Origin of the sequence: Pseudoalteromonas sp. Scap25, from assembly GCF_013394125.1 — a bacterium.
In the GTDB taxonomy this organism is placed as follows: domain Bacteria; phylum Pseudomonadota; class Gammaproteobacteria; order Enterobacterales; family Alteromonadaceae; genus Pseudoalteromonas.
Window position 1 is genome coordinate 329,415 of sequence record NZ_CP041327.1, and the last position, 12,696, is coordinate 342,110.

At 40.3% G+C, this 12,696-nt stretch carries 10 protein-coding genes; 8 read left to right on the forward strand and 2 right to left on the reverse strand.

All coding sequences use genetic code 11. The features are described 5' to 3' along the window. On the reverse strand, positions 1-321 hold the full coding sequence (gene metJ, locus FLM54_RS01500) for a met regulon transcriptional regulator MetJ (protein ID WP_008115021.1): 321 nt from the start codon (positions 319-321) through the stop codon (positions 1-3). A gap of 198 nt (positions 322-519) precedes the next feature. Between metJ and metB the strand changes: the two genes are divergently transcribed. After that, the gene (gene metB / locus FLM54_RS01505) at positions 520-1,767 is read left to right on the forward strand and encodes a cystathionine gamma-synthase (RefSeq protein WP_138607208.1); all 1,248 of its coding nucleotides are present in this window, start codon (positions 520-522) and stop codon (positions 1,765-1,767) included. Positions 1,768-1,816: 49 nt separating this feature from the next. Continuing rightward, on the forward strand, positions 1,817-4,162 hold the full coding sequence (gene metL, locus FLM54_RS01510) for a bifunctional aspartate kinase/homoserine dehydrogenase II (protein ID WP_178954728.1): 2,346 nt from the start codon (positions 1,817-1,819) through the stop codon (positions 4,160-4,162). Positions 4,163-4,210: 48 nt separating this feature from the next. Here the strand turns inward: metL and FLM54_RS01515 are convergent, their stop codons facing one another. Further along, entirely contained in the window at positions 4,211-6,685 is a 2,475-nt protein-coding gene (locus tag FLM54_RS01515) for a penicillin-binding protein 1A (RefSeq protein WP_138607204.1), read from the reverse strand. 131 nt (positions 6,686-6,816) lie between these two features. Between FLM54_RS01515 and FLM54_RS01520 the strand changes: the two genes are divergently transcribed. The 6 genes from FLM54_RS01520 (at position 6,817) to aroK (ending at position 12,677) form a co-directional block, all read left to right on the forward strand. Further along, a complete protein-coding gene (locus tag FLM54_RS01520; RefSeq protein ID WP_138607202.1) occupies positions 6,817-7,896 on the forward strand; it encodes a pilus assembly protein PilM in 1,080 nt (359 codons plus the stop codon). Then, positions 7,884-8,456: a PilN domain-containing protein gene (locus FLM54_RS01525; protein WP_178954730.1), complete on the forward strand. Its 573-nt coding sequence runs from the start codon at positions 7,884-7,886 to the stop codon at positions 8,454-8,456. Before FLM54_RS01520 ends, FLM54_RS01525 begins: the two co-directional genes overlap by 13 nt. Continuing rightward, a complete protein-coding gene (locus FLM54_RS01530; RefSeq protein ID WP_138607198.1) occupies positions 8,446-9,048 on the forward strand; it encodes a type 4a pilus biogenesis protein PilO in 603 nt (200 codons plus the stop codon). The genes FLM54_RS01525 and FLM54_RS01530 overlap by 11 nt, the downstream gene beginning before the upstream one ends. Next, a complete protein-coding gene (locus FLM54_RS01535) occupies positions 9,048-9,584 on the forward strand; it encodes a pilus assembly protein PilP (protein WP_171039617.1) in 537 nt (178 codons plus the stop codon). The genes FLM54_RS01530 and FLM54_RS01535 overlap by 1 nt, the downstream gene beginning before the upstream one ends. Then, entirely contained in the window at positions 9,571-11,661 is a 2,091-nt protein-coding gene (locus FLM54_RS01540) for a type IV pilus secretin PilQ (RefSeq protein WP_138607194.1), read from the forward strand. Before FLM54_RS01535 ends, FLM54_RS01540 begins: the two co-directional genes overlap by 14 nt. A gap of 497 nt (positions 11,662-12,158) precedes the next feature. Continuing rightward, positions 12,159-12,677 carry a shikimate kinase AroK gene (gene aroK, locus FLM54_RS01545; protein WP_008466255.1) on the forward strand — a complete coding sequence of 173 codons (519 nt, stop codon included), beginning with the start codon at positions 12,159-12,161 and terminating at the stop codon, positions 12,675-12,677. The last annotated feature ends 19 nt before the right edge of the window (positions 12,678-12,696 follow it).

A 12,696-nucleotide genomic window follows, 5' to 3' on the forward strand; every position in this document is an offset into this window, starting at 1 on the left:
TTAATCTTCATTTAAAATAGGCACTTCTAGTCCCATTTCTTGCATTATTTTCTTCACCTCTTCAGGTACTTTTTCTGCGTTGTCTTTACGTAGATCATCATCATTAGGCAGCGGTTGCCCTGTAAATGCATGCAAAAATGCTTCGCATAAAAGCTCACTATTTGTTGCATGGCGCAAGTTGTTTATTTGACGACGAGTACGTTCGTCAGTTAATACTTTTAATACATTTAGCGGGATCGAAACGGTGATCTTTTTTACTTGTTCGGATTTTTTCCCGTGTTCTGCGTATGGGTGAATATATTCACCATTCCATTTAGCCATAAGATGTATCGTTGCCTCAGATTATAAATTGCTCACACAGCATCAAAGCGTGTAAATATGCGTGAAATTCTATCGGTTTAAAAAAGATAGTCAAATACTAGTTATTTAGCTATCTAGACATTTAAATGCTTTGACATCTTAAACTGCATGCGCTACCTTTTAGACGTCTAAACTTCCAAAATAGTAAAGGTGACGAAAATGAGTGAAAAAAATAAGGCAACAATTGCTGTTCGTAGTGGAATAGAAGCCGACAAACAGCATGGTGCGGTTGTTCCACCGCTTTATTTATCAACAACTTACTCATTTTCTGACTTTGATACCAAACGCCAATATGATTATGGCCGCAGTGGTAATCCTAACCGTGACATTTTGGCTGAGGCGCTCACTGAACTTGAAGGCGGGGCTAAAGGCATTATTACTGCAACGGGTATGGCGGCAGTTCACTTAACAACTCAATTATTAAATAGTAACGATACGTTAATGATTCCTCACGATTGCTATGGTGGCAGCTATCGTTTATTTACCTCACTAGAAAAACGCGGCTTGTTAAAGCTAGAAGTGGTCGATTTCACTAAAAGCGAAAGCTTATCGCAAATTCTTGCTATTAAACCTAAGCTGATCTGGATTGAAACACCGAGTAATCCAATTTTACGATTAACTGATATTAAAGCAGTTACCGATATTGCTAAGCAGTGCGGTGCTCTGGTTGCTGCCGATAACACATTTTTATCGCCGGCTTTGCAAAATCCGATTAAATTTGGTGCTGATATTGTGGTTCACTCAACTACTAAATATATCAATGGTCATTCAGATGTTGTTGGGGGGGCGGTTATTGCAGCAACCGCTGAGCTTGGTGAAGAACTGGCATGGTGGGCAAATAATATTGGCATTACTGGAGCGCCATTTGATAGCTATTTAACTCTCAGAGGTTTGCGCACGTTAAACGTGCGTTTGAGGCAACACCAAGAAAATGCACTCGCTATTGCACAGTATCTAGAAAACTCCCCGTTTGTTGCTCAGGTTTACTATCCAGGTCTTGAATCACATCCACAACATGCGCTTGCTAAGGCGCAGCAGTTTGGCTTTGGTGCAATGGTTAGTTTTGATATCAAAGGCGATATAAACGATGCTGCAGCGTTTTTAACGCGCTTAAATGAATTTAGTTTGGCGGAATCATTAGGCGGAGTTGAAAGTTTGATTTGTCACCCCGCAACCATGACCCATGCAGGCATGGAGGCGACTGCCCGTGCAGAAGCTGGGGTGGGTGATACGCTTATTCGTATTTCGGTGGGTATTGAAGATGCAAAAGACTTACTTGCTGATTTAGACAGGGTATTTAATTTGGTTCGCCCCGGGCAAGCAGATAATGCTTTAGCTGCAAAAAATGGTGCCAGTGAGTCATTTGGCTCAGCGAAACTAAACGCGGCGCATCCGGCGTTATGGTAGTGCCTACCAATTTTGAAAATATAAAACATGAAGTCGAGTTGGTATTAACATGGTAAATCAGGTTCATAAATTTGGTGGTTCGAGTTTAAGCTCAGCGGATCGCTTTAAAAGTGTCGCAAATATTATTTTAACTCATGCTCAAGCCGGGGATTGTGTGGTGGTATCTGCTGCCGGTAAAACCACCGATACCTTGGTTAAATTGTGGCAAAGCTTTGAACAGCAAGATACCCAAGCGATTGCTGACATTATTTTATTAATAAGTAATCATCAATCTTCGCTAATTGAACAATTGCTTATAGCGGGTGCTAAGCATGAAGCACTCAATATACTTGCCACTGAGCTAAGCATTATTACTCAGCAGGCTAAGCAAAACATATTAACTGAAGCGTGGCTATTAGCTCATGGCGAATTATGGTCTGCAAGGCTATTAAGCGCTTACTTAGGGCAACTTAACGTTAGTGCTTGCGCTCTGGACGCTAGGCAATTATTTACGTTAGACGCAGGGCAGCTACAGCATGCTAATAATCAGCAGCAGTGCTTAAAAGCCATAGATACAAGCAAAATTAATGTCGTTACAGGGTTTATTGCGGCTAATTTACAACATGAAACCGTGACCTTAGGACGTAACGGCAGTGATTACAGTGCTACTTTATTAGCACGATATTGCAATGCTAAAAAAGTGTCTATTTGGACTGACACTCAAGGTGTTTTTAGTACTGATCCGCGTAAGGTAGCTAATGCGATTAAGTATGCGCGGGTGTGCCGCGAACAAGCTAATTTATTGGCTAGATTAGGTAACCCCGTACTACATGCTAAAACATTATCGCCATTAAAAGGGACCGATATAGAGTTAATTGTTCGCAGTAGTTACGATCTTCAAGGCAGCCATACCGAAATAGTTAAATTAGGAATGAGTAAACAAAAGCGCTTTTTAACCACGATTAACAATGTGGATTTACTTACTGTTGATGATTTGAGTGAAGGCGAGGTAGCGCATGTTAGTCAGCTTATTCAGCATAGTTTGCATCACTTTGAACATGCGGGCGAAATTTACTTGGTAGTCCCTGCGTCGGCGACATATCAGGTGGTTAATTATTTTGCTGGCCGCGCCAACATTAGTGATTCTAACTTAAATGGGGTTGCAATTATTGCATCAGAGCCAGATATAGCGATACTCGGTGAGCAAAGTGCAGCTGTACTTCAAGCGCAATCAATTCACCCTAGGTTTACTCATTTTGGTGACGGTTATACGTTATTATTAACCGATCAGGTACTTGAGAGTGATGTGCTGAGCTTACTGCATGATAAATTGATCAATAAAGCGCAAGAAATAGCTTTAATTATTGCAGGGCTTGGTAATGTTGGTGCTGAATTTATGCGCCAACTACCTGCACAAATAGCCCGTTTATCATCAGGTTTTAACATTAAGTTAGTAGCATTACTACGCTCAGAGCAGATGCTGGTTAATGCCAATGGGTTAGACTGTGAGAGCTGGCAACAGCAATGGGAAAACCATGCAAGCCCCTATCAGCAAGCTGATTTGCTGTCATACATTGATACGCTTGAGTATGAACATAAGGTAGTGATTGATATTACCGCCAGTGAATATTTTAGCCAGCTTTATAGCAAATTTGTGGAATTAAATTGTCACTTAATTAGTGCTAATAAATACGCAGGCACAGCTCCGCTGAGCTGGTATCAAGCATTACGTGAAGATTTGGCACAGCGCGGCTTACATTGGCGTTATAATGCCAGTGTGGGAGCCGGATTACCGATTAACTTTGCACTGGCCGATTTGCAAAACAGTGGCGATAAAATAACGCGTATAGAAGGCGTGTTTTCTGGCACGCTGTCATGGTTATGCAGTATGTATGATGGCAGCAAGGCATTTTCAGATTTAGTGCTTGAAGCACAAGCTTTGGGGTTCACCGAACCTGATCCGCGAGAAGATTTATCTGGCCGAGATATGCAACGCAAGTTGCTTATTTTGGCGCGTGAATTAGGTATTGAATTGGAACTTGATGACATTTCTTTATCCGCATTGATGCCCGATGAGCTAAGTGCGGGCAGTTGGGATGACTTTGTTGATAACAAGGCTAGTTTAGATGCGTTTATCAAGCAGCACTTCGAAGCGGCTTTGCAACAAAGTGCTGCACTGTGTTATACCGGATTGCTGGAGTTTAAAAACAGCAAGCTAAACGCTAAGGTAGGAATTGCCTATGTACCAAAAAGCGAAGCGGTTGCTAATTTAACACCTGGCGATAATATTTTTGTGATTAATACTCAGTGGTATAATCAAAACGCATTAGTGATACAAGGCCCCGGTGCGGGTAAAGAAGTGACCGCAGCTGGCGTGCACTCTGACTTATATTGGTTGGTACAAAATATTACCTAGACCATCAAAAAGGCCGCTATTCAGCGGCCTTTTATATATTAGCATTGTTTAAAAGAGCTCTTCTTCGGTTTTAGTGCTTTCTTCAAATACATCATTTGGCTGTGCTAACACATATTTTGTAGGTGCGGTCCCTTTCTCAAAGTACTCAAAACGGCTGGTATAATCGTTTTTATGACTTAACAGCCCCGTTTCTAAGTCAATACGAATAGAAACTAAGCCTTCAGGTGGTTCGATAGGTGCCGCAGGTTTACCATCCAGTGCAACTCTCATAAAATCAACCCATGCAGGCTGAGCTGTTTTAGCACCTGACTCTGCGCCTGATATTTGGCCACTTCCTAAGTTATTGTTATAGGTTGAGCGCCCCAGAGTATTTCCAGGGTTGTCAAAACCAACCCAAACAGAGGTCATCACATCGCGATTAAAGCCGCTAAACCAAGTATCTACAGAATCATTGGTAGTGCCTGTTTTACCTGACAGATCGCGACGTTTTAGCGCTTGTGCACGCCATCCTGTACCACTCCAACCTGTTTTATGAGACCAGCTACCACCCCCCCAAATTGCGCTGTTCATAGCACTGGCAATTAAAAATGCATTTTGTTTAGATATGATCTGCGGCGCGCAGTTTGGTGCTACTTGCTCACTTAGCATTAGCGAGCTAGGCGTTGTTGCTTCATCATCACAAATTACAGTCGGGTTAGTTTTAAATAAGGTGTTGCCCATGGCATCTTGAATTTCAGAGATAAAGTAAGGTTCGATTAAGTGGCCGCCATTGGCAAAAGTACTCATACCACGAGCTAACTCTAGTGGAGTAATAGATGCGCTACCTAAAGCCAGCGATTCACTGCGATTTATATCTTCATCTGCAAAGCCAAATTTAAGTAAATGATCGGCTGTACGTTGCAAGCCAACACCACGTAATAAACGTACCGAAATCACATTTTTTGATTGTGCTAAAGCACGGCGAATGCGAATAGGGCCATTATAAATGGCAGGGCTATTTTTAGGTCGCCATGCGACACCTTGGCTTTTATCCCATTGATTTATAGGAGCATCATTTAAAATTGACGCTAAGGTGTAGCCTTTTTCAAGTGCAGCAGAGTATATAAATGGCTTAATATTAGAGCCAACTTGGCGTTTAGCTTGCACTGCACGGTTATATTGGCTTTGTTCAAAGCTGTAACCGCCTACAATGGCTTTTATACGCCCGTCTTGTGGGTCTAAAGACACAATGGCGCTTGCAGCTTCAGGGATTTGACTCAAAATATAGCTGTTGTCATCATTTTTACGCAGCCATATTTGCATGCCAGGCGTTAATATATCGCTTGCTGTTTCAGGAGCAAAGCTTTGGCGATAACGGGTGATAAACTTACGCGCCCACTTCAGATTATCCCAAGTCAATGTTGTGCGTTCGCCGCTTTTAAGTATTACTTCCGCGCTTCTGTCGGATACATTTAAAACTGCAGCGGCTTTTAGAGGGCCTAGTTCATTGGCCTCTTTCAAAATGTTTAATAACTTAGAATCAGAAGGTGTGGGCTCTGTTTGTGGATCCCATAAAATGGCTTCAGGGCCTCTAAATCCATGGCGCATATCATAGGCATGTAAATTGTTAACCAAAGCCGTTTGTGCCGCCTGTTGAATATTTGACTCAACAGAAGTATACACTTTAAATCCTGAGTTATAGGCTTTATCTATACCGTAGCGCGACACCATTTCAGCACGTACCATTTCTGAAATATATGGTGCATATAAGTCAATTTCAGCCCCATGAAAATAAGCGGTAATTGGTTGGTTCGTGGCTTCATTATACTGCGCTCTAGAAATATACTTTTCATCTAGCATTCGTCCTAACACTACATTTCTTCTGGCTTTGGCTCGCTTTGGGTTACGAATAGGGTTAAGTGCTGAAGGCGCCTTGGGTAAACCGGCAATCATTGCCATTTGCGCAAGAGTAAGCTCTTTTAGCTCTTTACCATAATAAACCTGAGCGGCTGCACCAATACCAAAGGCGCGGTTTCCTAGCTCTATTTTATTTAGATAAAGTTCAAAGATTTCATCTTTTGAAAGTAAATTTTCGATATGGATGGCAATAAATATTTCTTTTACTTTACGAATATAGGCTTTTTCTCGCGTTAAAAAGAAGTTACGAGCCAACTGCATGGTGATTGTACTGGCACCCTGCTTTTTTTCACCGGTAGAAATAAGTACTAGTGCTGAGCGAACAATACCAATTGGGTCGATACCGATATGGTCATAAAAACGGTTATCTTCTGTTGCTAAAAAAGCCTGTAATAAAGGTTCAGGAATTTGATCTATAGTTACAGGGATACGTCTTTTTTCACCAAATTGGTTGATTAAAAGCCCATCTTTGGTAAATACTTGCATAGGCGTTTGTAATTGAACGTTTTTTAAAACTTGCACGCTTGGGATATCGGATTTAACGTAGTAATAAAGGCTGAGCAATGTAATTAGTGCAAGTAATGCACAAATGATCAAAAATTGTAAAGTTCTTTTTAATAAAATCACTGATATTTCCCTAAACGGACTCCCAATTACAGGTTGAGACTGCTAGTATATATTGATTAAAAATTGAATAATATTTTTTAAGATATAAATTATAACTTGTTTATTATTAAAACAAAGGCAAAGTTGCAAACATGCTAAGTCAATTGATAAAAAAACCATCACCTATGATGGTGGGTATTGATATAGGATCGCACTCTATCAAGGCCGTGCTTTTAAGTGAAACAGAAACCGGGCTTCGATTAGAAGCTCTTGCAATTGAACCTATGCCTAAAGGCGCTATGAGCGAGCGCAACATTCAAGACATTGAAGCAATTGGCAATGTGATAACCAAGTTAAAACGAAAGCTTCCAAAGTCACTAAAATTTGCAGCTGTTGCTGTTTCAGGGCAAACAGTGATTACCAAAGTCATTTTCATGGATGTTTCCTTAAGCGACGCTGAATTAGAATCACAGATTGAAATTGAAGCCGATAGCTTGATCCCCTATCCATTAGATGAAGTCAGTTTAGATTTTGAAAAACTCTCTACTAACAGTGCCGACCCGAGCAAAATTAATGTTCTACTTTCTGCAGCGAGAACGGAAAGTGTGGAAGCGAGAGTAGGCGCACTTAGTGCTGCCAACTTAACTGCAAAAGTTGTGGATGTTGAAAGCTATGCATTAAGCCGGGCTATGGATGTTTACTACCAACAGCTACCATCAGACGCGTTTGATAAAACCGTTGCAGTAGTTGATATAGGTGCGGTGCTTACCTTGGTCAGTGTAGTGCAATTTGGTGAAACTATTTACACCCGCGACCAGGTATTTGGTGGTGACCAATATACAAATAGTATTGTTGCTTACTACAACAAAGGCTTTGATGAGGCTGAAATTGGTAAAACAACGGGTGATTTACCACCTAATTATACATTTGAAGTGTTAGCGCCTTTTCAAACATCATTATTGCAGCAAGTTCGTCGTGCTGTGCAAATGTTTTTAACAACAACAGGCAAAGAGCAGTTGGACTACATCGTACTGACGGGCGGGTCAGCGATGATTAAAGGTGTTGATAGGTTATTAATCGAAGAATTAGGAATACACACGGTTGTTGTTGAACCATTTGATAAAATGGAAATATCACCTAGAGTAGATCGTAATATAATACAGCGCCACCGCACTCAGTTTGCGATTGCAACTGGTTTGGCGTTGAGGAGTTTTTCATCATGCCACATATAAATTTACTACCTTGGCGTGAACTTCAGCGTGAGCAGTCTAAAAAGAAATTTATAACATTGCTGATGGCAGTGGTTATTGTTTGTTTCGTAACTATGTATGCGCTGAGTACATTTTATAGCGCTCTAAAAGAAGGGCAAATGCTTAAAAATAACTATCTCAGCTCAGAAATTACAATGCTCGATCAGAAAATTCGCGATATACGCGACTTAGACATGAAAAAAGAAAATCTACAACAACGGATGCGTTTAATTGAAGAGCTACAAAGCAGCCGTAATTTAGGCACGCAAATAATGGATGAAGTGGCAAAAATAGTGCCTGCTGGAGTTTATTTAACTAAGCTTGAGCGTAAAGGTAGCCAAATTCATGTGTTAGGTAAAAGTGAGTCTAATAATCGTTTGTCTACTATGCTTCGACAGGTGCAAAGTTCTTATCTTTTAGAGCGCCCGACTATGCAAGGCATTGTTGCAGGCGATCAATCCTCTCGTTTACTCAGCGATTTTAATATGGAGTTCTACGTAAAACCATTTGGTAAAATAGGCGAGGTACCTAATGAACCTTGATTTTAAGTCGCTTACAGAAATAGATTGGAATGAAATAGAGCTCGATAACATAGGTGAGTGGCCTGTTATTGTAAAAACAATATGCGGCGCATTTGTTGCCTGTCTCGTATTGTTTTTTAGCTATAGCTTATTAGTGTCGGATGAAATTGAAAGCTACCATAACGCAGTGGCCAAAGAAATAGAATTACGCACAACCTACCGAACTAAATATGCAGTTGCCAGCAAGCTCGATATTTATCGTGAACAAATGGTTGAGATGGAAGATGAGTTTTCTCAGCTATTAAAACGCCTACCTACCTCAAATGAGACGCCAGGATTATTAGATGACCTTTCCTATGTGGGTACAACCAGCGGCCTAACATTTTTAAAAATTGGTTGGCTACCAGAAGTTGAAAAAGAGTTCTATACCGAGCTACCCATTAAAATTGAAGTAGTAGGCACTTATCATGAGTTCGGTGAATTTGTAGGAAAAGTGGCTCAATTGCCGAGAATAGTAAGTTTGCACGACTTTTCTATTTTATCATCTGGCGAAAAGCAGCTAACATTCAGTGTAGTAGCAAAAACTTATCGTTATGAAGAGGGGGTAAGATGATGAAGCAACTTCCCTTTTTAACTGTTGTAATATTGTTGCTCAGTGGTTGTAATGAAGATACATCTGAGCAAAAAGAGTTTATTGACCAGGTTAAGGCAAACACTACTGCACGTGTTGAAAAAATACCTGAGTTAGTTAAGTTTGAGCACTTTGAATATAACGCCAAAGATATACGTAGCCCTTTTGTAGCACCAGAACCAGAAATTATACAAAATAAGCTAACACAAGTTAAAAACTGTCTTCACCCAGATCCAGAGCGTGTCCGTCAGCCTCTGGAGAAGTACCCATTAGATAATTTAGCAATGAAGGGAACGATAGGGTCGAACAGTAATACATGGGCGCTCATTACAGCTGCTGATAACACCTTACACCGAGTATCTATAGGAAGCTATTTAGGCACCTATGATGGAAAAGTAAGCAGTGTTAATAGTGACTATATTGAATTAGTAGAATTAATCCCTGATGGGTCAGGTTGTTGGAAAGAACGTTTGACCAAATTAGAAATGTTAGAGGCGGCAACTAATGGCGCAAATTAATAAGAAAAATGGTACTCCCTATATGCATAAAGATGAGTGTTCGCATCACCGTATTTTAACGACGTTGCTATTTGTATTTTTATTACTAATGATGAAAACGGTCAGTGCAGCTCCTTTACTCTACGACGTTCGATATAACCCATTACTTAAAGGTGAAACCGAATTACAGCTGGTATTTGATGAAGAATTACAGCAACAACCTGATGTACAAGTTTTTAATAATCCGGCACGGATAGAGTTATTATTTAATGCAGTTGAACTAGATGAAGGGTTGGCAAATATTGTTATTAACCAAGCAGGGATAAGTAACATTAGTAGCATGATGACTAGTGCAGGTTTAAAAGTAACCATTAACTTGGAGCGATTAAAAATTTATGAGGCTGAAGTTAATAACAACCTATTTTCAATAAGAATATCTGATAACCCTCTAGCAAAACAAATCGTAACAACCAGTGAAGATGCACCTGCTCGTGCCTCTAATTATATCAATGGCATTCAAGCAATTGATTTTCGCCGCGGTGAAAAAGGTGAAGCAAAAGTACTTGTTTATCTGCAAGATACACAGGCCGCTATCGAGGTTCATGAAAGTGGCGGGAAAATCATTGCAGAGTTTCACCATACCGATATTTTAGATGACTTATTGTATGAATTAGACGTACTCGATTTTGGTACTGTGGTGAGCAGTATAGAAACGTTTAAGGAAGATAATCTGACACGCATTGTAATTGAACCTAATAAAGCTTTTGCTTACACGTATCAGCAAATAGAAAATATTTTTACCTTAACGGTTGAGAAAGACGAGACTCAAAATGGATTCTTAGATGGAGGTAAAGAGTACTTAGGCCGTCCTATGACGCTTAACTTTCAGGATATCTCTGTGCGTGCTGTATTACAGATTATTGCGGGCTACAATGACTTTAACTTGGTAACTAGTGACTCAGTGACTGGCAACATTACCCTTCGCTTAGATGGTGTTCCTTGGGATCAGGCGTTAGACGTAGTACTAAGAATAAAAGGTTTAGACAAACGTATGGATGGCTCTATTTTAATGGTAGCGCCATCTGAAGAGCTTGCTGCCCGTGAAGCAAAAGAGTTAAAAGCAAAGCAACAAGTAGAGGATTTAGAGCCACTATATAGCGAATACATCCGTTTAAATTACGCCAAAGCAGAAGATTTTGCCGACTTACTAAAAACAGATACCAATAGTATTATTACAGCGAGAGGCAGCGTGTCTGTTGATCAGCGAACTAATACGCTACTAATGAAAGATACCGCAAAAAGCATTGAAAGTGTTCGCCGCATGGTCGAAACCTTAGACATCCCCGTCAAACAAGTGGTTATAGAGGCGCGCATGGTAACCGTTCGTGATAATGTAACCGAAGACTTAGGCGTTCGTTGGGGGTTCAGTGATCAGCAAGGTTCTGATGGTGTTTCTGGTACATTAGAAGGTGCTGAAACAATTTCTAATGGAAATATTCCGAGTCTTACAGATCGACTCAATGTTAATTTACCCGTAGCGAATCCATCGGCAAGTATTGGTATGCATATAGCCAAACTAGCTAATGGAACATTAATTGATTTAGAATTAACCGCGCTCGAAGAAGAGAATAAGGGTGAAATTATAGCGAGTCCGCGTATCACTGCTGCTAACCAGCAAAAAGCACGCATTGAGCAAGGTACTGAGATCCCCTATGTTGAATCTGCTTCGAGTGGCGCAACAACCGTAAGCTTTAAAAAAGCAGTGTTGAGTTTAGAGGTGACACCTCATATCACACCAGACAACAAAGTTATTTTAAACTTAATAATTACTCAAGACACCCGTGGTGATACCGTTCAAACAGGAACTGGCCCAGCTGTTGCCATTGATACGCAACAAATTGAGACTCAAGTTCTCGTTGAGAATGGACAAACGGTAGTGTTGGGTGGTATTTTTCAACAGCAAATTATTAATTCGACCAAAAAAGTACCTTTATTGGGCGACCTTCCTTACGTAGGAAGACTATTTAAAAGCACAAGCGAGTTTAATGAAAAGCGCGAACTGCTGATTTTTGTCACACCTAAAATTCAAATAGACTAATTACCTAACCTGAATTCTGCAGAGATAGATTAACTCTTCAGGGCTCAGGTTATTCAAACTATCTAGGCTGAACAACAAGCTAGATGGTTTTGGCATGTTATTTAGTTATCTTGGTGTGAACACTCCCTGTAAATGTACAATTAGGCAGTATATAATTTTTATTGTGTACTGTACTGCGGATGCATTTTAAGACTGCGTTAATGTTGCTTGTAACTGAGTTTTTTGTGAAATTACTATGCAAAAGCGTTTACCAAGTAACACGTAGTAGCCTTTAATTGCATAAATTTTAACCCTAGAAGATAAATTTGCCTATAATAAGGTGCTTTTTTGTTAACCAATGGGTAATTATTTAGTTTAATTGCTCGTTATATGGCTTTTTATCCTAATTGACTTGAAATACCCGACCGATTACTGAGATAATCCCTTTCTTAATTTTGGGGCCAGGTCGTTAGGCGGGGTTTTATTTCAAATTTTAGAGTTCGTTTGTACTAAAAGATATGGCTGAGAAACGTAATATATTTCTAGTTGGCCCCATGGGGGCTGGCAAAAGCACGATTGGTCGTCACATCGCTGACCAATTACACCTTGAATTTGTTGATTCTGATCAAGAAATCGAACGTCGTACGGGCGCAGATATTGCCTGGGTATTCGATCTTGAAGGTGAAGAAGGCTTTAGACTTCGTGAAGAATCTGTTATTGGCGATTTAACCGAGATGCAAGGTATTGTTCTTGCTACTGGTGGTGGCTCAGTAATGAGTAAAGAAGTTCGAAACAAGCTTTCGGCTCGCGGTATTGTAGTATACCTAGAGACACCGATTGAAAAGCAAGTTGCACGTACGCAACGCGACAAGCGTCGCCCATTACTGCAAACAGAAGAAGCACCTCGTGATGTACTTGAGCGCTTAGCAGAAGAGCGTGAACCATTATACAAAGAAGTAGCTGATTTTGTTGTACGCACTGATGAGCAGAGCGCGAAAGTTGTTGCTAACCAAATAATCGAGAAATTGGATTTTTAAAAGCCAGTATTAAAAGGAC

Coding starts and splice junctions, on each gene's coding strand:
- metJ (WP_008115021.1), bottom strand. CDS start 321: ATGGCTAAATGGAATGGTGAATATATTCACCCATACGCAGAACACGGG.
- metB (WP_138607208.1), top strand. CDS start 520: ATGAGTGAAAAAAATAAGGCAACAATTGCTGTTCGTAGTGGAATAGAA.
- metL (WP_178954728.1), top strand. CDS start 1,817: ATGGTAAATCAGGTTCATAAATTTGGTGGTTCGAGTTTAAGCTCAGCG.
- FLM54_RS01520 (WP_138607202.1), top strand. CDS start 6,817: ATGCTAAGTCAATTGATAAAAAAACCATCACCTATGATGGTGGGTATT.
- FLM54_RS01525 (WP_178954730.1), top strand. CDS start 7,884: ATGCCACATATAAATTTACTACCTTGGCGTGAACTTCAGCGTGAGCAG.
- FLM54_RS01530 (WP_138607198.1), top strand. CDS start 8,446: ATGAACCTTGATTTTAAGTCGCTTACAGAAATAGATTGGAATGAAATA.
- FLM54_RS01535 (WP_171039617.1), top strand. CDS start 9,048: ATGAAGCAACTTCCCTTTTTAACTGTTGTAATATTGTTGCTCAGTGGT.
- FLM54_RS01540 (WP_138607194.1), top strand. CDS start 9,571: ATGGCGCAAATTAATAAGAAAAATGGTACTCCCTATATGCATAAAGAT.
- aroK (WP_008466255.1), top strand. CDS start 12,159: ATGGCTGAGAAACGTAATATATTTCTAGTTGGCCCCATGGGGGCTGGC.